Here is a 22,643-nt window from a genome sequence, read left to right as displayed (position 1 = left end):
CCATCACTTGAAGTAACGGACATCACTTTGGACACCGGCTGCAGCTCTGTCCATGCGGCCACGAAATGACGCTTACGATAAACCGGGCTGGATTGTTACGGATGCGGCAAGATTCGCGGCAGTCGCCCGCCCGGTTCCATCTGGAGCGGATCGCTCAAAGTAACTTTGACGCACGGGAGAAAAACGCCGCGCAAAGGAATGCCCGCCACCGCCCTCCCGGACGGCGGCGGTGCATTTCACAGCTCAAGCGTGAAGATGGACGGCAACACGCGGTAGACCATGAATTTCCCGTGACCGGGGATGTACTCCTGCCGGTACGGATAGCCGTCGCTACGCGGCATCAGCACGCCCCGCTTCATCAGAGCCTTGGCGACGATCTTGTGATCGAAGCCAGCGCACACGTCCTTGCGGAATACGGCCGCTTCGATCAGGTATTCCGTCTCGACGCTCTCGGCATCGTCGGCGCTCATCTTGCCGCCGAACTCGGCGTAATACTCGCGATCGGAGGCGATGGGCGTGCGCCGCTCGTCGCGCTTCACGTGCTGCTTGAAGCCCGCTCGATGCGGCACGTTCGGACGATGGTCGTCCTGCGCCCGGTTCATCCATACGAAACGGTTGTCGCCGTGCGCAGCGAGGAAATGCTGTACCTGCCGCACGGCTTCGGCCTCGTCCGAGTTGCCGGTGCCTCCGCGCAGTTCGAGCCAGCCTTCGAAGCAGCGACGCGCAGCCTCCACCGATTCGCCCTGCGGCCAGCCAGTCAACCCGTGCGCCGTCGCCAGCTCGCCGGCTACCGCAACGAGGCAGAACCGCTTGGCGACGCGTGCGACCTGCGAATGCGAGCCTTCCGGCACCCATTGCCCGACCAGCTCATCGACGCGCACGCGCAGATGCTCGGCCAGCTCGCCGGCCTGCGACGACGCCCATTCGATGAACGCGGGGCCAGCCGTGCCATAGTGCATACCGGCGTGCCGCTCTAGATGCTCGATCAGCGCGGCCGGCGTCGGGAAGCCGTGCAGCTTTTCCACGACGCCCATTTCGCCGACCTCGGCCGGGATCGCGGGCAAGCGCACCTCGATACCGCCTTTCATGGGCTTGTTGCCCTCGGCCATCAGCGCCGACACGCTCTTTTCGCCATTCGACAGGAACAGCAGCCGCCACGTGAGCACCGGCTTGGCCGAGCCGCTACGCGACGCGCGGGCCTTGCCCGACTCGTTCGCGAGCATGTAGATCACATCGCCGACCAACCGCGGCTCGACCTGCCCGATTTCGTCAAGGATCAGCAGCGCGTCGCTATGCTGCGTGGCGACGGCTTCGAGCGCGTTGTCGGTCGCCTTCCAGCCCCGCACGTAGTCCGGGGAGCCGAACACGGACGCGGCGATGACGCCGCCCGTCGACTTACCCTTGGACGTCGTGCCGAGCAGGTGAAAGCCGCCCGACTGGAGCCCGGAGAAGTGCAGCAGCGGACCAGCGAAGGCGGTAGCGACGCAGAACAGCAGCCGGCTATTGCCAACGCAGTAGGCCGCGACCTCGCGTCGCCAGTCCTCCAGCGTGCCGCGCTCCTTGAACTGGCTCTGAATGGGCGTGTCGGCCTGATAGATCAGCGCCTCTTTGCCGGTGCCGATGACGCGATCGGGCAGCACGAACGCGCCGTGATGCCAGCCGACGCGCGGCACGCAGCGCACACGCTCGTCCGGCTGCGCCATCTGCACATAGTTCGCGATCTGCGTGCGGGCGATCTGCGTGACGCCGAGCTTCACGCCCATATCGAGCAGCATGCGGCGCAGCTCCGTGCCGTCGCCGGCAAAGAGGCCGGCCGGCACCGCCCACCGTTTCAGGATGCCGTCGCGGTCGGTGAATTCGAGCAGGTAGCCCCACTCGCTGTTCATCTCGTTGCGCGTCTCCGCGATTACGTCGATACGCGTGCTGACCCAATGCGGCGGCAGCGGATCGCCCTGATTGTTGAAGCCGTGAAACCACACGCCCTTGTCGTCGACGACGAACCGCGACTTGCCGTCCTGCGCGCGGGCCGTTTTCGGACGCTTGGCGGGCTTCGCGGCGGCTGGAGCAGCCTTGCCCTTGCCGGCGTCAGCCGAGCCGGCCGGCGCGAGCGCAGCCCGCACGGCGGCGGCCACCGCATCCGGGCCGAGGTGCGCAGCCAGGTCGTTGAAGTCGGTGCCGGCTGCCGGCCGGTTCGGACCGAAGTCGGGCACCGCGACGATGCCGGCGACGGCCTCGGCCGCCGCGCGGGCCTTCGTCACGCCCGGATTGCCCTTCGTCGCGTGGTCGTCGTCGGCGCACACGACGATGCGGGCGTCCGGATATTGGCCGCGCAGCGCCGTCGCCACCGCGTGCAGGTTGCCGGCGTCGAACGCGACGGCGACCGGATAGCCGGTCGCGGCCGCGAGCGTCGCGCACGTGGCGTAACCCTCGCCAATCAGCAGCGTGGACGGCGCGGAAGATAGCGGGCCGCCGATCAACGAGAAGCAGCCCGCCTTGCGGCCGTTCGGCAGATAGCGCTTCTGGCTGTCCGTCAGGACGAACTCCAGCGTCCACAGCTTGCCGTCCGCGTCACGGGCCGGGATGACGAGTGCGCCGTCGCATGCGGCCGTGCCGATGCACAAGCCGCCGCGATAGACGCGCAGCGCGTCGACCGGGATGCGCTTGCGAACGAGGTATGGGTGATCGGCCGGCGCGGGCTCGGCCGCCGACCAGATCGATTCGGCGAGCGCCGACGCAGCTTGCTGTTTCTCGGTCAGTTCGGCCAGCTCGGCCGCCTCGCGGGCCGCGCGCCCGGCTTTCTGCCGCTCACGCTCCGCTGGATCGACGGGCTTCGCGCGATGCGCGCGCGGATCGAAACCGCCGAGCTTGGCGAGGTGAAACAGCGTGTTGATGGTGATCTTGCCGCCCTTGAACGACTTCCACACATCGCGCGCGTCCTTCCCGTTGTAGTTCTGCGCGCCTTGGCTCCATTCGTTCCAGAGGGCGAAGCCCTCCTCGCCAAACTCGGCCTTGAGCGCCATTCCCACCTGACTCCACGTGTCGCGGTCGTCAGGCGGGACATAGCCGAGCGCGACTCTCGCCCGCTCGAATTCGGACATGGGTGCGTTACTCATAGATTCCCACTGGACGCGCGTCGGCCGACTTCCGATTAGTAGTCCATATCGGGTAAGCAGCTACCCGACGCGCGAAGAATTGAATGATGCGGCGATGCCTATCGGCGGGGCGTCAGCCTGCCGCGCGAGGCACCGACAGAACCGCTCCGCCGGCCGTGACGTCGTTGCTGTAGACGTAGCGGCCGAGCCGCGACTCGCCGAGTGCGTCGTTGGCGGCCTCCAGCGCCGCGCCGATCGACGGCAGGGACGCGCGGAACAGGCTCAGCACAAGCCAGTAGTCGTCATCGGACATAGCCTTGTCGGTCGCCCAATGCAGGCTGTCCAGCAGCTCCATCGCATCGCTGATCCGCGTACCGATGCGGTTGCGATCGGGGCGGTTCACCTCGGCCACGAAGTGCGAGGCGAGCGGTTGCACGGCATTCTTATTCGTCTTTGCCATGGCTGTCCTCAGTGCGTCGTGCGCGGTTCGCGCGTGACCAGGCCGAGCGCCGCGAACAGATGCTGCTGCACGCGCCCCATCAGACCGGCCGCGAACGCTTGGCGGCTGATCGTCACGCGGTGCGCGTCGACGTCGCCTGCGTCCTGCATGGCGGCTTCCATGCCGCGCGCGAACGCGGCGGCTTGATGCGCCGCGTAGTCGTGCAGGCGCACGTCGCCTTTCAGGTCGAGCCATGCGTCGGCGCAGATCGCGCCAAGGTCGACGGCGAATTGCAGCTCGATCGGTGCGCCGGTATCCAGCGGCGGTGCGTTGTCGAATCCGTCGACAACCGCGGTTCGGATGCGCTGATCAGTCATGGCACACCTCCGGCTGCGCAGTGCGGCGCATTTCGGCCGAATACCGGCTCGCGACGCTTTGCCCCATGTCGACGAGCGCGCGCTCGTAGGTGCCCTCCGCAAGATGCGAACGGACAGCATCGAACAGGGCTTCGAGTTGGGCGAACTGATGGGCCGCGCACATGGCGATCATCGTGACTTCGTTCGGCAGGCGGTATTTAGACATGGCGCACCTCCAGAATCGACGCGAGGAGTTGCCCGACATCGATCGTGTAATCCAGCCCCGCTTCGCCGCGAATCGGCGTGAGGTTCCAGTCGTGGACGGCTGCATGCGTGAATTCGCCGAACCGCCGATCGTAGACACTGCGGCCCTTGACGAGGCCACCCAAGATCCGCACGCGCCAATCGTGATCGGGCGTCGGGCGAGCCGATGCCACCTCAACCAGCATGCCGATGCGCGAGCGAGCATCGCACTTCGTGACGATCGCCAGATCGCCGATCTTGCAGCGCAGCTCAGCCATGATGCACCTCCGCACGGACGAGCGCGGCGATTGCGGCCAATGCCGCACCGGTTGCATCGAGCGCATCCTGATACGTGCTGGCGGTTGCTGCGTCGCGCAGTGCTGCGCGGACGATGGACTGAATGAGGTGAGATTGCTGCCCGGTATGGGCGTGCGTGGACTGGCGCATTGAATGCGACCTCCTTGGACGGGTTGAACCCGCTCCCCACTTCCAAATGGGGTGGGCGGGCAGACAGCAGGGTTGGAAGACCGGCGTCCAAGGGAACCGGCAGGCCGAAGCCTCCCCACCGTCGCCCACCCATTGATCGTAGAGGCGCGCGAAGGCACACGGACGTAAAAAAACCGCACTGCGGCGGTCGTCCGCCTTGGAACAATCGGGCTTCCAAACCCGGTCGCTTCTGTGTCAGCGACGTGTATAGAATACTGCGTGCCGTCGCGACGTGCAAATCCGAAGCAGCAGGGTCCAGAGAAAGCCGGGCCATGCCCGCCGTGCGCCGGCATGACAAAGTAACTTGGCGAGCGCTCATGCCGACACCTTCGGATCGAGCATGAAAATAGCCTCCTTCAGCAGCCGGACGGCATGCTTAGCGCGCGTCGGCATCCGAACCGCGTCGCGCTCGAAGACGCCCGCAGCGGTGACGATCATGCTTGCCGCATCGCGCCGCGCACCCTGCTCCGTACACTGGAGCACATCGCTAAACAGTTCGTGCAGGCGGGAAAGTTCACAATCGTAGAACTCCGCGTCGGCTTGTTTTTTGATGTCACGCGCCATCGCTCGCGCGTTCGTTGCGCTCGTCATCACATGCCCTCCGTCACTTCATTCGCGGCATCGGCAGCGCGATAGTTCAGCGGATCAGCGAGATAGCGATGGATTTCGCGGTTACTCCAGACCGTGCAACGCTGAGTCAATCGGATCGAGCGCGGAAACTTCCCCTCGCGCTCACGCTGACGAACAGTCTCACGGGACAATGGAATGGACGAACGCAGACTTTCCCAGCGAGAAAGACCGTCGAGCGGAAGCGCGGCCGGAGTAGGCAGCGCGGAGACGTTCTTTACAGGCATTTGTGCTCCCTAAGCATGTCTGTGCCACCATTGGCATCGACAGTCGGCAATTTAAGGGAGTACGTCAAAACGAAACACGGATTGTTTTTTGCCGTTTCGGTTTAAAAATCTTCCGACCTATAACTCGTCGCTCTCGAAATTCAACCGATGCTTCCGCATACGCTCAACAAACCCTTCTAAGTCGCTCTCACCCAAAGCTACTTTGCACTGGATTGCGAGCAGCGAGTCGGGGAGTCGCCAACACTCCACTTGGTCTTCGTCGGTGTACTCGAATCGAAGCTCCCACATGGCCCGATCAACGCCGCGAACGTAGGCTCGATACTTGTTGCTTTTCTGCGATGTAAATTGGTCAGCTGCAAATTGCCCGCGCCAAGGGATTGTCGCTCGATCATCTAGCTGCGCCTGCAAAGCAAATGCGCTCGCCGACAACCCGGTTATAAGTTGGGCAACGGACGGAATAAAGCAGGCTCGGCTACCGTTAAAATGAAATATCTCATCAAGGCGTGGACGTGCATTCGCTTCATATCTGGACCTATCGTAGTCGTCCACAATTCCCGGATGCTGGGCGGTTGCATCAAGCAGATACAGAACGTCGGTGAACTCTATTGGTATCGAAATAGGCGCGCTCGTCTCGTCCTGCTCGATTTCGTTAAGTAGGTCGCGAGCCTCATCGAGCACTCGCACAAGCTCCGACACATTGGCACGTTGCCGCTTGATCGCTTCGCGTGACGCATCTTCATCAACGTTCGCAGCATCCAGTGCCGCGTCGAACCAAAGCCGCCATGCGATATCGGCATTCGGCCCACGGGCCCATCCAAGCGACTCGGACCGATAAAACGTCTCCATCCGAGGATCGGTAACTAGCCGTTTCGCCGCCTCAACACTCGATTCCCGATAGGGAGTATCGGCACTACACACACCGGCGCATGCCTGTCGCACCGGATCAGGCACCCAGCAGCAAAAATCCAGATTCATCGCGCATCCTTCATATGCGCCCTTCACGAAGAACGCCGAGCCAGCCGGTGAAGGTATCCGGTTTTCGGGTGGCCGCCCTAGGCTCGACAGGCCGCATTTTCTCACGACTTGCTACGCAGACCCGCAAACGACTCAAGGTCGCAATCCGACGTGCACGCAACGTGCTCGCTGCCACCCTGGAATATCCGGCCGCTATTCAAAAGAACATAAAAGATGCGACAGACTCACACATCAATTCGCCGCTCGGATCATCGCAACAAGCTCGCCCACCCTTTCCCGCAAATCAAGAATGTCCAAGCTTATGCGACTGCTGCAAACCGCATGAGCCACTTTAACCTTGTCGACACTCTTCTCGATGAACTCACCAACCTCTCCTGACGCTCCTGAATCCCTTCCCTTTCGGCGACGGAAATATAAAGCATGATCGAATTGACCGCCCTTACTGGGCCTCACGTACGACGCTTTGTAAATATCTGCGACCGCCGCTTGCAATTCGGAATGCGGCACATAATTCTCAATCTCTCGACCAGCAGTTAGCCACGCAACTCCACCATGCTTCGAGAACTCTTGAATCAATCGCTGCTTCGTTGAGTTAACCTCACCCCCAATTTCCGCGCGGTCGCTATCCATAACCAATGCAGCATGACGATTCAACGATCGGAGGCTGATAAAGTCGTCAATTTCATCGTCCCCCGCGCTCAAATGGCTCAATAGTCGCCCACCATAGAACATGATTGAATAGTGTATTCCCTCAACAAATTCTGGCGCAGCCTCTTGCAGCCATCTTCTAATGTAAATCCGGTCCGACGGGCCCTCCACCCAAACAACCGCGTTCGCCTGAACAAGATCGGAAGCTTTATATCCCAAATCAACACAAATGGAAAACCTCTCCGCATTAAGCACACTTTCATGAATTATGGTTTGCACACCATCATTCGTCACATGAAATATCGCAGCACCTTGCGTGTCTATAAAACTTGCAGAATGAGTTGCAATGAAATATTGATTTTCTGTATTTTTCTGCAGATATCCGATCAACTTCCTCTGCAGAATTGGGTGCAGATGTATTTCAGGCTCCTCCACACAGACAATTCCACCCCGAATCAGAGTACAAAATGATGCCAACATAATTACCTCATGAATGCCAGTCCCCAGCGACGACAACGGGAGTATTTTTCCATCCATATGCACGAGAATATGCTGACGATTATGCGGTATTTCGATCTGAGCCGACTCAACCCCCGTAACGGTCGCCAAAAAATGGTTTATTTTATCGAACAAATCTCTATCTGATCTTTTGTCATGATCCGGACTTTGGATTTCCGCTAAGCGGTCGATCAATCCTTTCCCGCTGTAGTCTGCAAGTTTAGCCCCTGTAGGCCCGACTTCACGAATTGCCGGAATTAGATAGCTAGGTGGCAGGTTAAATTGCGTAGCATCCGACAAAACCTGCATTGCACCCTGAACCCACGTTTGCAGACCACCTCCCTGCTGGCCAGTAAGAATGTTCCAGATGAAACGCCACTCGTCATGACCAATTAAAGGAGTTATGGCGCGAAGATCATAGATAAGCTCCAGCCTCTGCCCATACGGCACAGGAGATTTGAACCACACGTGTCCGCAATTCGACAATACTTCAGCAATTCGATTAATGAATGGCAGCGCTTGACCCTTATGCTGTGGATGCGGTATCCGTTCCATAATCGACGACACAAAAGTATCGGTCTCAATCCCCAACGCCATGTGAATAGGTGCACCTGTTGATCCGCCATGCGTCTCCAACGGCTCAATAGTGGAGATTGCACTGAGCCCTGGCGTGGTCAACTTAGGCGGAATATGACGCGAAATAAATGACAGAACTGCTGATTTACCAGCATTATTAGCTCCAATAAAAAAATTAAACGTTTTGAAAGGGGCCATCGTTTGCTCCTGTGGCCCGATTCCACGATAGTTGGTCAGCTTGAGGCCTTGCAAATAAACGTGCGGCATATTTTTGATTTCTTTTTGGTTCACGGGGAGCCCAATAGTCAATGATTACTTACGCATTATCGGGCGACTGAAACAACATCACCAGATTGTACGGTACCCAGCGCACGAGGACGCGCCGGCAGGCATGACTACAGTAACGGACGCTGTACAGGCGAGAACGGTTATCGACATGGCGTGAGGCACCTGGCCTCAGAGGTGATTGCCTTTGTGCAATTTATGGCACGGCCCTATCGCTCCCGGCAGGTGACCAGACGGATATCGGCCTCAAATGCGACGAACATGTCCGAAACCGTTCCCTTACGGACATATCCTTTCAACCATGTCCGAAAATAAGGGTTCTCATATTTCGGACATGAGGTATGATTCGTACACCCCTTTCGAACACATTAATATGTCCCGAACCTTTGCGTATGCTCGTGTCAGCACCAGTGACCAAACGACAGACAACCAGCTCCGCGAGATTGAGGCCGCTGGATTTTCTGTCGACAAACGCCGGGTCGTAACGGAAAGCATCTCCGGCAGTGTGTGCGCGGAAGAGCGGCCGGGGTTCGCAGATTTGCTCCGCAGGATGGAAGAAGGCGATGTGTTGATCGTGACGAAACTTGATCGGCTCGGCCGAAACGCAATGGACGTACGCGCGACCGTCGAGGCTCTGGCGGATCGCAATATTCGAATTCATTGCCTGGCGCTTGGCGGCGTCGATCTGACGAGCTCAGCCGGACGTATGACAATGCAAGTTCTGAACGCCGTTGCAGAGTTCGAACGTGATCTGCTGATCGAACGTACAAATGCCGGCATTGCACGCGCAAAGTCTCAGGGAAAGACGATAGGCCGGCCTTCATCACTGTCCAGTCAACATCAAGCTGAAGTACGACAGCAACTGAAGGCCGGGGCAACTGTTGCTTCTATTGCGAAGCAATACGGCACAAGCAGGCAAACTATTATGCGAATCCGGACGCGTGGTGACTAACAAATCAAAGCACGTGTAACGGTTCGCCGGACGAAACTATGCCTCAACCGGAAATGCGGTGTTATACGTTGCGTACAACTGCTCCACCACCTCAAGCAGGATATCGCTTATCCCCATCCAATTGATAGGGATATCAACATCTGCCCCATGTATCGGACGGTAATGCACGCACTGATTCCTCAGTTCGTACACGCGGCGACTCACGCCTCTTGGCGAGATCTCATCGACATGTCCATTGCGTATTACCGCTGCGAGTCGGTTGATAGTCTCATCAGAAATCTTTTCGAACAGATACGCGATAGCGTCATCCTCGCGCCTTCGCCAACTCAAATGCCGCTCGATAGATGCTGCAACCTCCATCGCAGCCCGATCTAACTTTAGATCCTCGGACAGCTCCGCAATCTTCGGAACTGGGAAAAGTTGCTCGACACATCGGTAAACAGCCAGGAAGGCCGCATCTGGCCGCGTCTCTGTTACAGCACGCAACAATACGTGAAAAGGCACCCGTTCATGTGGGTTGCGCGCCATCGCATCCAATCTCTCGAGTGATGCCCCGGCCCAAGGTAGACCTACTATCGATGGAGCGCCAAGAACAGCAGCCAGTGCGGTTCTATACGGACTTACGCGATCACAATTCAGTGGGCTATCACGATGAACGCGAAACAATTGAAGCGGCTCGAAAAACGGTCGCATGACGTCAACATCGATTCGCTCAACCGCATCTGAAGTTGGGTAGAAAACATATTCACGCAGCTTCTCTACAAAGTCTGCGCTTCTAATAAATCCAACGTCCATCTCCGAGACAAACGCCGTAAAAGCACCTGAATTTATCTCCACAGACTCAAAATCATCGGGCGGAGACTCTATCTCAATACCAACCGACAACAGATACTTTTCACCATCAATCGAGCAAATTGCAAATCGCGAGCTCAAACCGACCGATAGCAGAGAGTTGGTTACAATCTCCACATCCTTCAGCCACCGCTTCCCCTCAGCATCCGTCGCGATCGCTCGCTTCACGTCGATTAGCTCTTGCGAAAGGACACCACGCGCAACATCAGCCAAGCGGGAAAAAAGCTTAGCGTTAGCCTCGATCATATTGCGTGCCATATACGCACCGTTCAGTACGCGCGCCAGCACGGAGTCAGATCAGAAACCTTAAAATCCTCCTCAATTAAAACCTGAAATCCCTTCAGAAAAAATTCGCGCTCCATATCGCCTACCGACAACCCGGTTCGCCCTCGAGCAATCGCCTCATTCAGCGTTTGAAACCCAAGAAACTCCTCTAGCTGCCCTGAATTCATCTTCGACAACTTGGCAACCAATCGATTTACGCCTTTGGAGATGCGATCGAGGCGCTTCTCTTGCTCATCTGACGACCGACTAATTCCGGGGCGCCCAAACACTTCCGTTGCAATTGCAGTAATCAGTCCGACACAGGCAGGCTGACTTGCAAACAAGTCCTTCCCACCGACAAACCGTGAATCATTCTTCTCGGTGTCACGCCCCTTACCAGCGCCCTTCTCAGACGCTCGCGCCTTTTTAAACTTATCAAACGAAAAATCCAACTTAGCCAGATTATCTAGCGCAACGCAAAAATGCTTGGTAAATCTCTTATCCGACGCAGCCTCCATAAAATCGAGCCGCGTAAATTCATCTGCAAGCCGCTCCCTAATATCGATTTTTTCTTTTCTAGCGCCAAATACCAAGAAAAGCTCAACAACCTCATTTGCCTGAAATTGGCCACCCTTCGATCGCCGCCTTCCATCTGCCGTTTGCAGGACTTCAAGGTTCGGCACTGCCGCCTTTATTTCAAGAATAAGTGACCGAAATACGACTTCGATTTGATTTCGAAGATTCCACGGAACTTGGCCAGTGTTGAGGACAAGCATTCGATAAATCAAGCTATTGGTAGAGTCCGAAACCCAAAACTCGACGCGCATCTTTCGGGTATCCACTGCGCTTGACATCGCAGCAGCTTCCCGTAGCGCAGTGGTCCTTTGCATACCATCGATGATCGAGATTCTCTCCGACTCCAGACCGTGGATTAGAGTCCGAAGATCCTTATCCCCGAGCGCTGCGACGGTCGCAAATTTTTTGGCATCTAGTACAACACCAACGACAACAGGTGGAAGCACCGCACCTTGCACAATGTCCTCAACCATCCGCCGTCTGATACGAATGGCGGACGTGGTACGCAGTTTCTCTCGCTGGCCCTCAACCCCACCGCGGCTGCTGTATGCCGCATCGACCATTTGAAGATAGTCTTTCGTCGCCATCGACGTAATGATGGAGTGACAGTCAACACGCTCGTCGTGCAGTCTATCCAGCGTAGGCTCAGCACGTGGTTGAGACGATCGCACGCGCGTCACGCTCTTTTTAGCCGGAGTTGCGCGCGGAGCTGTCGCTTCAGCCACCTTTCTAGCTGCGGTTTTTCTTGTAGCCATCACTGCTCTCTTGTGGTTGCCGCACGCGTCGAACTGGTCTGATGTTCGCGGCGTGTCGATGTGGACTATGTATTCGGGTTTCCGGACGTGGCAATAAACGTCTCGACCGTGTAAAGACGCCCCGTGGACAGGAATTCTACCCAAAGAAGTCGCGGCGCAACCCATGTTCGCACCTCCGCGCACGCCCGCGCTTCCGCTTTAAATTCACGGGGGGGCAAATGTTGGGCGCAACGCGCCGCAAGGTAGTGGGTCGCGAACGTCGCATTGGTCAAGCCCCCGCGCGCGGGCGGACAGGCGGGCGCGGGATTTCTTTGCGCGTAGCGTGCCAGACGGTTGTGCGGCTTCCAAATGTTCGAACGAAAGCCATGGACTCAGACGCCTCTCTCCAATATTGTCTCCAAGAAAATGTGTACTTTGGAGATAGACTTGGAGATAGCCGCAGCCTTACCAGACAAGGCTCACAAGCCGAAACGATTGCCTATCTCCAAATCTCCAGATATTTTTTGTTCTGGCGGCACGGCAATGTTCCGCACAGCGCCGGCCTTCGACTGATCGGGCCTACGCCGATATGGCTGTTGGTATTTTTGTTGGTATTTGTGGAGCACACTCGCCCAAACGGCTCATGCAGCATAGCGATATGAATTCTGTCGGGGGACCAGCGATACCCCATCCCAGCCTTACGCGACAAATCTCTTCACCGAGTTTGGCGTAAATTTGGCGTAGCAGCGATTGCTTCCACTCACCTCCTGTTCCACGAAGCCAAAAGGGTGACCCCTCCGGGTATCGTATGATGTATATCGATCGGAATCGGAGAGCATGTCGCATGGCGTCAGTGACTATCGATATAGGGTCTGGGAAGCGAGCCACGTTGTCTAACAACGGTGGAGTAAGTCGATCCGCGGAACAGCGGGCAGCCGTCTCAGAATTGATGCTCCATTGGCCGAAATACTCTGGACTACTGACAGGGGCCGTTGGCTATCTCCGAGACTTGGGACTAGCCGGGTCACTCTCCGGCGATCCCGTAGCCGCGCTCCGATCCGCCATAGAGGACGGGAGAGTGTCCGTATCAATCGATCGTCCGACGGCCCGTGGCGGGGCGGCTGGAGGTTCGCCCTAAACCCCGCCTTTCCCCAAGGCTAGTAGGCTCGCCAGCGTGCCGGCGTCGGCTGGACTACCGATAGATAAGCCACTACCTTCTTGGGCCACGCCTAGCGACGTGTCCGCTGGCGAACTGATGAGCTATCTGCAAAGCGTTGTCGGAATCGGCGGCGCTGGCGGTGCCGCTAAATTCGCAGGAGGTGCGAATTTCACTGACTCCGCCTCACTCAGTGACGCGTCTCCGTTCGATTATTCAGCGGACACCTTGGGCGACGCGGTTCAAGTAGCAGGAATCGACCGAGGCGATATGATGGCCTGCGACATCATCAAAGCCGAATGCAAGGGCTCAGTGCTCCGCGAGTTTCCGGGGCAGTATTTGAATTCGACGCTCAACGAGATTCAAGGCGACGCGAGCGACGGTATCAAAGAGGCGCGTAAGGCGCTCAAGTTGCTCAACGATAATCGATTCAAGAAATAGGTACCCGATATGACCACCAATACACTGTTTCATCTGCTCGACCGGCTCGACTCCGCGAAAATTCACTACACCCTGAGCCGCAATCGACCCGATACGGTCTTGGTCTCGGTTACCGTGGTTGGGATGCGAGTCGAAATAGACGTGTTCCGAGACGGGCATACGGAGGTTTGCATTTTTCGGGGTACGGAGGAGCCTACCGACGATGCCAATGCGCTGGACCAGATTATCGAGGCGAATCGAGACTGATTTTTATGGAGTTCTATTTCGCGCGCCTATCACTGACATACGGATAGCGCCGAATCTAATCGCCGAAGGGCGGTCAGATATCAAAAAAATCAGGAGCACAACCCTTTGCGTGACGTCCGGTCGATAGGCACCGACGCCGACCCGCTCCAGGTCGACGCATTGCGGCCATGCAGCCGCACGATCGCGAGGTCGGGTGACGTCACCTCCCACACCGAATGCACACGCTTCGTCACGCCTTCCGGCGCATCGACGACGACATGCACGATTCCGCGCGCGCGCTCCATTGCAAGCGTCGACGCACGGTGCTTGTCGTAGAACCAGCTCTCATGCCGAAACTCGAACGCAGTCAGCAGCGGTTGCATGCGCTCCGCACAGTGCTCGACGTGCGCGAGGGACTTCGGCGCCGCGGTCACCCAGTGAGGGAACTGGAACAGCACCGCCCCGAGCTTGCCCGCCTCGTATAGCGGGCGCAGTGCTTCGAAGAAGCGCGACCACAGTTCCTCAATGATCGACGGCGGCACATCCTTGTAGTACAGGTTCTTTTTTCCCGTGCTCGGAAGTTCGCCCTGCAGATCCTTCGGGAAGAACTTTGGCTCGGTCTGGTGGCCGGTGAAGAGTCGGAACGCCTTCATGTCGAAGACGAATCCCGGCGGCGTGCGTTCGACCCACAGCGCGCTGTTGCTGGCGCTCGGCATCGCGTAGTAAGACGAATCGACCTCGACCACCGGGAAAACGCTTGCGTAGTAGCGCAGGCGCGCCTCGGCGCTACTGCAACCGGGAGGATAAAAGGCACGCGACTCGATCAGCGTCTTGTTGGTCCACGAAGCCGTACCCACGAGAATCGACATGGCCGTCGCCCCCCGTATCGGATCTTGACTGCCGTAGCTTATCGCGAAATATACTGGCTACACGGAAAGGCCGTCGTGCTGTAGGGCATGTTCGGGGACGGGTCCAGCTCTATGCTCCCGGATTCACCAGCCCCCTTGCGCAACAACAACCGTAAACTCCACCCCCGACTCAAAATCCAACGTCGTGGTCGAAAACCGCGGATCCTCGTCGAGGTAGTGCTTATACGGTCGAACGGCGTCCTCGGCCGTGTACATGTTGTCGGCCAGCACGACCGATCCCGGTCGCAGCAGGCGCTCGATCTGCTTGAACAGCTTCAGATAGGCGTCGGCCCAGACGTCGATAAACACCATGTCGACAGTCCCGTCCAGTTCGGCAACCGTGTCGAATACGTCGCCCTCCCGCAACTCGACATAGGCGTCCAGGCCGGCTGCTTCGACGTGAGCCCGCAAACGCTCGCACTTGAGCGCATCGCCTTCGGTCGCGATGACGACGCCACGGCCGAACGTACGCAGCGCGTCGGCGAAATACAAAGTCGACACGCCGCAGGAACTGCCGAGTTCGAGGATTCTGGTCGGCCGTTGCGCCAGCACCATGTTGCGCAGGAACCTTCCCGTTTCCGCCGATACGGCCAACGATAAAGCACTGCCTGCCGATGACTCGAAATCTTCGGTGAACAAGCCGAACGTTTCGAGAAAACGCCCTCGCAGCCGAGGGGCGAGTGTTTCGTATTCGTCGACGAGCGTCGGAAACGCCTCGTTCGGCCCTTGGAACTGCGCTCGAGCGCGGGCAATGATTTCGCTCCGGCTTTCTTCATGAAGCCGTTGCAGAAGAACATGAGTAGGTGAAGTCAAGTGGGTTCCCTGATGAGGTTGATCACTGGGACGGCGTATCCAGCGATCGCCGATCCGCCGCCAGGCTCCCGAGCCGCCGTTCCACCATCGGCGCGAACGGACGACGCTATGCCCGTCGCGCAAGCGTGATTGCGTGCTCAGGACACGCTGTCACGCAACGCCCGCAGGACCGGCACGCGTCCGCATTCGGCGTATACGCGACTTTCATCCCATGCACGCGCAGCTTCAACCGATGCATCAAACCAAGATCGAGATAATCGGCCTGATCGATGCGACGGATCTCGAACACGTCTTCAGGGCAAACGGTCACGCAATCCCCCTTCCCTTCGCAACGTTTCAGATTGACGACCGGCGCAATCACGCCCGCCTTCTGCTTGCAGTCGACTGTTGATTTCTCGCGCATGTTCACTCCTCGGTAGGCCGCTTGCCGCGCGATCGCCATGCGGCCCGGAATTGCTCGCGTTCTTCGGGCGTCATGGCTTCCCACTTCCGCCAGTGACGCCGGCCGTGCCAGCCGCGGTGTCCGCGGAATCCGCCGAACAGGATGCGGCTCAATACAAGTAGCCCCAGCGCATGGGCGAAATCAATCGTCCGGGCACCGACGAATAACCCCGGCATCACCGAGTTCCACAGCATCATGACGACCCACCCGAGCACGCCGATGGCGACCACCACGAGCAGCGCCTTGCCCGCACATCTGATTCGAAAATTCATCCGTCGACTCCTCTAGATATCCAGTTCGTCATAAATCGGTTGCAGTCGCGCACGCAGATGCAGAACCGCATATCGTTTGCGCGCGAGCAGCGTATTGAGCGTGACGCCGCTTTCCGCGGCCATCTCCTTGAAGGACCGCCCTTCCAGTTCGTGCGCGATAAAAACCTCGCGTTGATTCGCCGGCAGTTCGTCGAGCGCATCCTGCAACGCCTTGAGCAACAGCGTGCGAGCGTAGAGCGCTTCAGGACCAGCATCGTGCGACGGTAGCGCGAGATCCAGGCGATACTCGCTGTCCGCGTCGTCGTCGGCATCGAGCAGATCGGCCAGCGGCTGCTCCTTCCTCTTGCGAAAACGATCGATGATGCGATTACGCGCGGTACGGAACAGCCACGCGCTCGCCTGTTCGATTGGCGCCGGAAGCCGATAAGCCTGCACGAATTCGTGAAGCACATCCTGCAGAACGTCCTCGGCATCGTCCGGGTCGCGAATCCGACGCCGAATGAAATTCCCTAGCCTCGTTCGTTCACGCATCACTGTCGCGGTGATGTCGCGGTCTGGGTCGGTCATCGTTTGCGAAGTGGGTGGCGGTTCCATGCGTCTGAAGACGTTTCAGGCGCGCGAATATTGTGGCGAATGTGGAAAATTTCCGGCTATACGCGTCGGCTTCACTGCGTTGCAGTGGCTTCAAGGAACAGGCCCGATATGGCACCGGGACTGCCGCCGCACGAATCGATTGACTCTAAGCCTCAACCCGAAGTACACTTCGCGCCGCGGGGTGGAGCAGTCTGGCAGCTCGTCGGGCTCATAACCCGAAGGTCGTAGGTTCAAATCCTACCCCCGCAACCAAATGCCGAAGCCCGCTTTGCGAAAGCAAGCGGGCTTTTTGCTGTCTGGGGGATATTGCCGCGCATGCGGCGCAGCACACGAAGATGGGTAGTCGACCGTTCACCGCGACGTGCGACACGCGATCGCACCTCGTCCATTCTCCGAGGACATGCAGCGAACATTGCGTAGAATTCCGAACCTTCTTCGGTTCAGCACACGGACTTCTCGAATGATTCGAACGATCGCGGCGCTCGCCGCGCTTTCAGCGATAACCGCCACGGCCAACGCCGCCGACACCGGCACGGCGCCTGCCAAGCAACGCTACGTCAGCCCGGGCATCGCCAACGTCACTGCCTCGGCAGCCCCTCGCCCGGAAAGCACCTCTCCCGACGCGCGGTGCCGGGAACTGGCCGCCGGCATCGATGCGCTCACGCACTCGCCCGACCGCGGCCACCGAGTCGTGCGCGGCATGGGCCCGGACGGCAAGCCGCGCAACGAACTGCACGCGTACGACAAACGGGCCGACCTGGAAGCCGAGCACGTGCGCCTCGGCTGCCAATAACGAACCACGACGAACAACGAGCGCGCCGTTACCCGGCCTACTCACGCCGGGCATCGGTCTTTACGCGTTCGCGCCGCCGTCGATCGTCAACCCGGTCCCATTGATCGACCGCCCTTCCGGCCCGACGACGAACGCCACGAGCGCAGCCACGTCGTCGGCCTTGCCGTACTGCTGAATCGCCATCCGCGAACGTTGCGCATCGGCATGCTCGCCATCGGCGGGGTTCATATCGGTATCGGTGGAACCCGGATGCACGATGTTGACCGTGATGCCGCGCGAGCCGAGATCGCGCGCGAGCCCCTGCGTCCAGCCGATCAGTGCGGCCTTGCTCGCCGCATAGAGGCTCATCCCCGCATCGGGCACGCGTGTCGCGAGGCAACTGCCGGTCGACACGATGCGCCCGCCTTCCCCGAGATGCCGCGCCGCCGCCTGCGACGCGACGATCACCGCGCGCACGTTCACGTTCAGCGTCGCGTCGATATCGTCGAGCGTGAGGTCGTCCAGCGCGCCGGCCCGGAAAATCCCCGCGTTGTTGACGAGAATGTCCAGGCCGCCGAACGCTTCCGCGGCACGATCGACCGCGTTGCGCACGGCCACCGGATCCGCGCTGTCGGCCTGGATCGCGATGGCGCGACGGCCCAACGCCTCGATGCCGGCGACGACGGCCTGCGCCCGCTCGGCCGATTTTTCATACGTGATCGCCACGTCCGCGCCGTCAGCCGCCAGCCGTTTCGCGATCGCCGCGCCGATGCCGCGGCTGCCGCCCGTGATGAGTGCACGCTTGCCCTGAAGTCGATTCATGTCGGTTCCTTTCCTCATTTATGTAACAACCGACACAGAATGTGGGAAGTTGCGCCGCACAGTCAATTGATTTATTTTATCGATCGATACAGATATCGACGAAGGAACGGACGCAATGGCTGAACGAGGCCGACCGAGAAGCTTCGACAAGGAAGCGGCGCTGGATCGCGCGATGGAGGTGTTCTGGCGTCTCGGCTACGAAGGCGCGTCGATGACGGACCTGACGGCCGCGATGGGCATCGCGTCGCCGAGCCTGTATGCGGCCTTCGGCAGCAAGGAAGCGTTGTTCCGGCAAGCGCTCGAGCATTACCGCGCAACCGAGGGGCGAGAAATCTGGGGCGGTGTCGAACGGGCGGCCAGCGCGCGCGACGCCGTGCAGAGTTACCTGATGGATACCGCACGCGTGTTCACGCGGCGCTCGAAGCCGGCCGGCTGCCTGATCGTGCTGTCGGCGCTGCATCCGGCCGAACGTTCCGATATGGTCCGGCAAACGTTGATCGCGATGCGCGAGGGCACGGTCGACGCGCTGCGGGAACGCCTCGTGCAAGGCGTCGCGGCAGGCGAAATATCAACGCACGCGAACCTCGACGCGATCGCGCGCTACTACGTGACGGTCCAGCAGGGCATGTCGATCCAGGCGCGCGACGGCGCGAGCCGCCGCGATCTGGAGGCCGTCGCACAGGCCGCGCTGGCCGCATGGCCGGCGCTCGTCGGCACGAGCAGCGCGGCCGGTGTATAGGTAGCGGCAGGACACCGCCGAAAGGAAAGATTACTGCTTCGCCGCTTGCTGCACGTCTTTCGACGCATGCCACACGCGATAGCGCACGTCGAAACCGTCCGGTACATAGACGACGAGCGGCAGGCGGCTGTTGTAGCGCAGCAGTTGACCGTCACTGCGCACCTGCACGAACCGTTGCTGCGGCGCCTGGCCCGGGCACGCCATCAGTGTCGACGCCGGCCCCTTCACGTCGGTGAGCCGGTAGTACGTATAGCCCCAGCCCTTCACGTCCTCGGCAGTCAGCTCGCCGCCGAACCACTGCTGGTTGCAATCGGTCTGCAGCGTCTTGCCGATCATCAGCTCGACGCGCGCATCACCCTCGTTCTCGAGCGCGGGCAACGCGATCACGACGCGCTGCTGGCCGGTCGCCGCCTGCGGAAACATCTTGATCGACTCGGCCGACACGGCGGGCGCGGAGGCCGGCGCGGCCGCGCATGCGGCGGCGGTTGTCACGCAGAAGGCGGCCAGCGCGGCCCGGATCGCGAATTTCATTGATGTGCTCCTGAAAAACAAATGAGCCTCCGATGCTAACACTTTCGTCACACGACCTTACGAGGCTGTAATTTGGCGACACAATTGCAAACAGCCGGCAATCCCCGGGCGCGGTACTTATAGCGGAACCAACGGAGAACATCATGCTGAAGCTCATTGCTGCCGCCGGCGTCGCCACCCTGCTGGCCGGCTGCGTCGTCGCCCCGGACGCCGGATACGGCTACGGGCAGCCTTACTATTCCGATCCCGGCTATGCGTACGCGCCGTCCCCCGTGTACGGCACGGTCAATATCTGGGGCGGTGGCGGCGGACGCGACTGGGATCGCGGCCGCCGCGACTACCATCGCTGGGACGGCGATCGCGGTGATCGCGGCAACCGCGGCAACGGCTGGGGCCGCGGCGGCGGACACCGCGGCGACTGGAACGAAGGCGGCGGTGGCGGCGGTCATCGCCACTGACGCGCAATTGCAACCGTTTGTATCCGCGCACGGCGCGCCGAAGGCCGGCGGCGCCTCGCTCCGGCCAACGAACCGGCCGCACAAAAAGACAAAGGCCCTCGCATCGAGCGAGGGCCTTTCGTCGTCCGGCCCGGCGAAGCGAGCATCGACGGGTAACGGCCAACCGGCCCGAAACCCGCGCGCGCTCACCAGCCGGCAGGCCGCGCGTAGCCGCCCTGCACCGGCGCCCCGCACACGTACGCGCGCTGGTAACGGTCGTAGCAATAGTTCGGGCCGTCGTCCTGGTACTGCGCCTGCTGATAGGTCGGGTAGGCAGGCTGCTGGTACGCGGGCGCCTGGTAGTACGTCGGCGGCTGATAGGCCGGCGCCTGGTACGCGGGCGCCTGATACGCGACGGGCGGATTCATCGCGGACGTCACGATCGCGCCGAGCACCGCGCCGCCGATCAATGCGCCGATGACGGCGCCGCCATCGCGGCCGTGCGCGGACGCCGGGCCCGCGACCGCGAGCGAACCGGCAAGGACACACACTGCGGCAATCTTTTTCATGATGGACTCCCACGCGAAGTGGTACTGGATGCGATGCATTGTGGCGGGACGCGGCCGTAATAGATGCAGCAAGTGGTAACGCGCGATTACCGGTATCGCTCGCGCCGAAACGCGTCGTCGCCGTGCTACGATTTTCGGCAGACAGGAGACGCCTTCATGCAGCCCGAAACCGCCCGCCGTTTCGATACCGAATTCGCACCGCGCATCGCGCAGGCGATCGCCGCATTCTTCGCCGATCACGTTCAGACCGACGTCGTCCCCTATGGCGGGCACGGGCACCCGACGCGCGTGCAGATCCGCAGCGCGCCGCACGAGCACGTGAGCGGCTTCGTGTATCCGCTGAACCTGGAACTGACCTGGGACACCGACGAAATCGAGCGGCTGATGGAGCCGGACGGCCCGCAGCGCTTCGAGCACTATCTCGCCGCGTTGCCGAAAAAGCTGAGCGCATGGCAAAGCGCACGCGACATCGATCTCGCGTCGCGCACGCAGGGCGACCCGCTCGTGCGGCTCGGCGGTCTCGACTTCGAAGGCTGAATGCGCGCGCCAGCAGGCCCCCGCGCGACCTGGCGTCGCGCGATGCGGCCCGGTGATACACTCGACCGGCCCCGTTCCGGCGCAGCCGCGCCGGCCGGGCCGTTCATCGCCGCCGCCCCTGCACATGGTTGCGCACGCAACCGGCCCGCGGGCGCGCGGACAACCACGCTCTCGCTCCCGTCATGAACGCCGATACCGGCCTGCCGCTTCCGCAACGCTACTGGGCGATCGTCTGCGTCGCCCTGGGCATCACGCTCGCCGTGCTCGACGGCGCCATCGCGAACGTCGCATTGCCGACCATCGCGCGCGACCTGCACGCGTCCGACGCCGCGTCGATCTGGATCGTCAACGCGTACCAGCTCGCGGTCACGATCACGCTGCTGCCGCTCGCGTCGCTCGGCGAACGCATCGGCTATCGCCGCGTCTACATCGCCGGCCTCGCGTTGTTCACCGCGGCATCGCTGGGCTGCGCGCTCGCCGGCTCGCTGCCGATGCTGGCGGTGATGCGCGTGATCCAGGGGTTCGGCGCGGCCGGCATCATGAGCGTCAACGCGGCGCTCGTGCGAATGATCTACCCGTCGTCGATGCTGGGGCGCGGGTTGTCGCTCAACGCGATGGTGGTCGCGCTGTCGTCGGCGATCGGGCCGACGGTCGCGTCCGCGATCCTGTCGTTCGCGTCGTGGCCGTGGCTGTTCGCGGTCAACGTGCCGATCGGCATCGCGGCCGTGCTCGGCAGCGTGCGCGCGCTGCCGGCCAACCCGCTGCACGACGCGCCGTACGACTTCGCGAGCGCGCTGATGAACGCCTGCGTGTTCGGCCTCTTGATCACGGCCGTCGACGGGCTCGGTCACGGCGAAAGTCATGCGTACGTCGCGGCCGAACTGGCCGTCGCATTCGTGGTCGGCTACTTCTTCGTGAAGCGCCAGTTGTCGCAGCCCGCGCCGCTGCTGCCGGTCGACCTGATGCGCATCCCGATGTTCGCGCTGTCGGTCTACACGTCGACGGCGTCGTTCACGTCGCAGATGCTCGCGTTCGTCGCGCTGCCGTTCTGGCTGCAGAATTCACTCGGTTTCTCGCAGGTCGAGACGGGCCTCTACATGACGCCGTGGCCGCTCGTGATCGTGTTCGCCGCGCCGCTCGCGGGCGTGCTGTCGGACCGCTATTCGGCCGGCATCCTCGGCGGGATCGGGCTGGCGCTGTTCGCCGCCGGCTTGCTGTCGCTCGCGACGATCGGCGCGCACCCGGGCACGGTCGACATCGTGTGGCGGATGGCGCTGTGCGGCGCGGGCTTCGGGCTGTTCCAGTCGCCGAACAACCGCGCGATGCTGTCGTCGGCGCCGCGCGAGCGCAGCGGCGGCGCCGGCGGCATGCTGAGCACCGCGCGCCTGACCGGTCAGACGCTCGGCGCCGCGCTGGTCGCGCTGATTTTCGGGCTCGCGCCCGACCGCGGACCGACGATCGCACTCTATGTCGCCACGGTGTTCGCGGCGGTGGCCGCGGTCGTCAGCCTGCTGCGCATCGCGTCGCCGCGGCCGGACACGGCGGCCTGACACCG

General features: G+C 60.8%; 28 protein-coding genes and 1 tRNA gene. 9 read left to right on the top strand and 20 right to left on the bottom strand.

Annotation, left to right across the window (positions count from 1 at the left end; genetic code table 11):
* Positions 1-236 precede the first annotated feature (236 nt).
* The 10 genes from J8I35_RS18100 to J8I35_RS18055 all read right to left on the bottom strand — a co-directional run bounded on the left by J8I35_RS18100 (position 237) and on the right by J8I35_RS18055 (position 8,458).
* Positions 237-3,098, bottom strand: a complete 2,862-nt coding sequence (locus tag J8I35_RS18100; RefSeq protein ID WP_209926435.1) for a DUF927 domain-containing protein — start codon at positions 3,096-3,098, stop codon at positions 237-239.
* Between the two features lie 127 nt (positions 3,099-3,225).
* Positions 3,226-3,552, bottom strand: a complete 327-nt coding sequence (locus tag J8I35_RS18095; RefSeq protein ID WP_059603868.1) for a hypothetical protein — start codon at positions 3,550-3,552, stop codon at positions 3,226-3,228.
* Positions 3,553-3,560: 8 nt separating this feature from the next.
* A complete protein-coding gene (locus J8I35_RS18090; RefSeq protein WP_009908645.1) occupies positions 3,561-3,908 on the bottom strand; it encodes a hypothetical protein in 348 nt (115 codons plus the stop codon).
* Positions 3,901-4,113: a hypothetical protein gene (locus tag J8I35_RS18085; protein ID WP_006765346.1), complete on the bottom strand. Its 213-nt coding sequence runs from the start codon at positions 4,111-4,113 to the stop codon at positions 3,901-3,903. The genes J8I35_RS18090 and J8I35_RS18085 overlap by 8 nt, the downstream gene beginning before the upstream one ends.
* Positions 4,106-4,408, bottom strand: coding sequence for a hypothetical protein (locus tag J8I35_RS18080; RefSeq protein ID WP_209926433.1), 303 nt, complete (start codon positions 4,406-4,408; stop codon positions 4,106-4,108). The genes J8I35_RS18085 and J8I35_RS18080 overlap by 8 nt, the downstream gene beginning before the upstream one ends.
* Positions 4,401-4,577: a hypothetical protein gene (locus J8I35_RS18075; RefSeq protein WP_209926428.1), complete on the bottom strand. Its 177-nt coding sequence runs from the start codon at positions 4,575-4,577 to the stop codon at positions 4,401-4,403. The genes J8I35_RS18080 and J8I35_RS18075 overlap by 8 nt, the downstream gene beginning before the upstream one ends.
* Positions 4,578-4,931: 354 nt before the next feature.
* A complete protein-coding gene (locus tag J8I35_RS18070; protein WP_209926427.1) occupies positions 4,932-5,207 on the bottom strand; it encodes a hypothetical protein in 276 nt (91 codons plus the stop codon).
* Entirely contained in the window at positions 5,207-5,470 is a 264-nt protein-coding gene (locus J8I35_RS18065; RefSeq protein WP_209926426.1) for an AlpA family phage regulatory protein, read from the bottom strand. Before J8I35_RS18065 ends, J8I35_RS18070 begins: the two co-directional genes overlap by 1 nt.
* A 117-nt stretch (positions 5,471-5,587) precedes the next feature.
* Positions 5,588-6,445: a hypothetical protein gene (locus J8I35_RS18060; protein WP_245170309.1), complete on the bottom strand. Its 858-nt coding sequence runs from the start codon at positions 6,443-6,445 to the stop codon at positions 5,588-5,590.
* A 231-nt stretch (positions 6,446-6,676) separates the two neighbouring features.
* A complete protein-coding gene (locus J8I35_RS18055) occupies positions 6,677-8,458 on the bottom strand; it encodes an AAA family ATPase (protein ID WP_209926424.1) in 1,782 nt (593 codons plus the stop codon).
* Positions 8,459-8,825: 367 nt separating this feature from the next.
* Here J8I35_RS18055 and J8I35_RS18050 point away from each other — a divergent pair, with 367 nt between their 5' ends.
* The gene (locus J8I35_RS18050; RefSeq protein ID WP_209926423.1) at positions 8,826-9,404 is read left to right on the top strand and encodes a recombinase family protein; all 579 of its coding nucleotides are present in this window, start codon (positions 8,826-8,828) and stop codon (positions 9,402-9,404) included.
* A gap of 36 nt (positions 9,405-9,440) precedes the next feature.
* On the opposite strand, the gene J8I35_RS18045 is transcribed toward J8I35_RS18050, so the two are convergent.
* Positions 9,441-10,514 carry a hypothetical protein gene (locus J8I35_RS18045; RefSeq protein ID WP_209926422.1) on the bottom strand — a complete coding sequence of 358 codons (1,074 nt, stop codon included), beginning with the start codon at positions 10,512-10,514 and terminating at the stop codon, positions 9,441-9,443.
* 11 nt (positions 10,515-10,525) lie between these two features.
* On the bottom strand, positions 10,526-11,851 hold the full coding sequence (locus J8I35_RS18040; RefSeq protein WP_209926420.1) for a hypothetical protein: 1,326 nt from the start codon (positions 11,849-11,851) through the stop codon (positions 10,526-10,528).
* Between the two features lie 1,234 nt (positions 11,852-13,085).
* Here J8I35_RS18040 and J8I35_RS18035 point away from each other — a divergent pair.
* Both J8I35_RS18035 and J8I35_RS18030 read left to right on the top strand, forming a co-directional pair.
* On the top strand, positions 13,086-13,427 hold the full coding sequence (locus J8I35_RS18035; protein ID WP_179233142.1) for a hypothetical protein: 342 nt from the start codon (positions 13,086-13,088) through the stop codon (positions 13,425-13,427).
* 9 nt (positions 13,428-13,436) lie between these two features.
* Positions 13,437-13,673: a hypothetical protein gene (locus J8I35_RS18030; protein ID WP_089468140.1), complete on the top strand. Its 237-nt coding sequence runs from the start codon at positions 13,437-13,439 to the stop codon at positions 13,671-13,673.
* Between the two features lie 89 nt (positions 13,674-13,762).
* On the opposite strand, the gene J8I35_RS18025 is transcribed toward J8I35_RS18030, so the two are convergent.
* The 5 genes from J8I35_RS18025 to J8I35_RS18005 all read right to left on the bottom strand — a co-directional run bounded on the left by J8I35_RS18025 (position 13,763) and on the right by J8I35_RS18005 (position 16,681).
* Entirely contained in the window at positions 13,763-14,521 is a 759-nt protein-coding gene (locus J8I35_RS18025) for a DUF72 domain-containing protein (RefSeq protein ID WP_245170308.1), read from the bottom strand.
* A gap of 123 nt (positions 14,522-14,644) precedes the next feature.
* Complete coding sequence (locus J8I35_RS18020) at positions 14,645-15,373, bottom strand: class I SAM-dependent methyltransferase (protein WP_209926419.1); 729 nt, start codon at positions 15,371-15,373, stop codon at positions 14,645-14,647.
* Between the two features lie 106 nt (positions 15,374-15,479).
* On the bottom strand, positions 15,480-15,776 hold the full coding sequence (locus J8I35_RS18015; protein WP_209926418.1) for a 4Fe-4S binding protein: 297 nt from the start codon (positions 15,774-15,776) through the stop codon (positions 15,480-15,482).
* 2 nt (positions 15,777-15,778) lie between these two features.
* Positions 15,779-16,087: a hypothetical protein gene (locus tag J8I35_RS18010; protein ID WP_050017475.1), complete on the bottom strand. Its 309-nt coding sequence runs from the start codon at positions 16,085-16,087 to the stop codon at positions 15,779-15,781.
* A gap of 12 nt (positions 16,088-16,099) precedes the next feature.
* On the bottom strand, positions 16,100-16,681 hold the full coding sequence (locus tag J8I35_RS18005) for a sigma-70 family RNA polymerase sigma factor (RefSeq protein WP_080334378.1): 582 nt from the start codon (positions 16,679-16,681) through the stop codon (positions 16,100-16,102).
* 175 nt (positions 16,682-16,856) lie between these two features.
* Between J8I35_RS18005 and J8I35_RS18000 the strand changes: the two genes are divergently transcribed.
* Positions 16,857-16,933 (top strand) — tRNA-Met (locus J8I35_RS18000).
* Positions 16,934-17,141: 208 nt separating this feature from the next.
* Positions 17,142-17,474 (top strand): hypothetical protein, encoded by a 333-nt coding sequence (locus J8I35_RS17995; protein WP_050017473.1) that lies wholly within the window; start codon positions 17,142-17,144, stop codon positions 17,472-17,474.
* Between the two features lie 60 nt (positions 17,475-17,534).
* Here the strand turns inward: J8I35_RS17995 and J8I35_RS17990 are convergent, their stop codons facing one another.
* Positions 17,535-18,275 (bottom strand): SDR family NAD(P)-dependent oxidoreductase, encoded by a 741-nt coding sequence (locus tag J8I35_RS17990; RefSeq protein WP_209926417.1) that lies wholly within the window; start codon positions 18,273-18,275, stop codon positions 17,535-17,537.
* 115 nt (positions 18,276-18,390) lie between these two features.
* Between J8I35_RS17990 and J8I35_RS17985 the strand changes: the two genes are divergently transcribed.
* A complete protein-coding gene (locus tag J8I35_RS17985; RefSeq protein WP_050017471.1) occupies positions 18,391-19,014 on the top strand; it encodes a TetR/AcrR family transcriptional regulator in 624 nt (207 codons plus the stop codon).
* 30 nt (positions 19,015-19,044) lie between these two features.
* On the opposite strand, the gene eco is transcribed toward J8I35_RS17985, so the two are convergent.
* Positions 19,045-19,545, bottom strand: a complete 501-nt coding sequence (gene eco / locus J8I35_RS17980) for a serine protease inhibitor ecotin (RefSeq protein WP_089488719.1) — start codon at positions 19,543-19,545, stop codon at positions 19,045-19,047.
* A gap of 143 nt (positions 19,546-19,688) precedes the next feature.
* Between eco and J8I35_RS17975 the strand changes: the two genes are divergently transcribed.
* Positions 19,689-20,003 (top strand): hypothetical protein, encoded by a 315-nt coding sequence (locus J8I35_RS17975; protein ID WP_050017469.1) that lies wholly within the window; start codon positions 19,689-19,691, stop codon positions 20,001-20,003.
* A 185-nt stretch (positions 20,004-20,188) separates the two neighbouring features.
* Here the strand turns inward: J8I35_RS17975 and J8I35_RS17970 are convergent, their stop codons facing one another.
* Positions 20,189-20,590 carry a hypothetical protein gene (locus J8I35_RS17970; RefSeq protein WP_050017468.1) on the bottom strand — a complete coding sequence of 134 codons (402 nt, stop codon included), beginning with the start codon at positions 20,588-20,590 and terminating at the stop codon, positions 20,189-20,191.
* A gap of 117 nt (positions 20,591-20,707) precedes the next feature.
* On the opposite strand from J8I35_RS17970, the gene J8I35_RS17965 reads away from it, so the two are divergent.
* The gene (locus J8I35_RS17965) at positions 20,708-21,088 is read left to right on the top strand and encodes a DUF5594 family protein (RefSeq protein WP_209926416.1); all 381 of its coding nucleotides are present in this window, start codon (positions 20,708-20,710) and stop codon (positions 21,086-21,088) included.
* A gap of 182 nt (positions 21,089-21,270) precedes the next feature.
* Positions 21,271-22,638: an MFS transporter gene (locus J8I35_RS17960; RefSeq protein ID WP_050017466.1), complete on the top strand. Its 1,368-nt coding sequence runs from the start codon at positions 21,271-21,273 to the stop codon at positions 22,636-22,638.
* The last annotated feature ends 5 nt before the right edge of the window (positions 22,639-22,643 follow it).

Origin of the sequence: Burkholderia sp. CpTa8-5, assembly GCF_017815045.1 — a bacterium.
GTDB classification, from domain to species: domain Bacteria; phylum Pseudomonadota; class Gammaproteobacteria; order Burkholderiales; family Burkholderiaceae; genus Burkholderia; species Burkholderia sola.
This window is presented reverse-complemented; position numbering and strand designations above follow the sequence as displayed.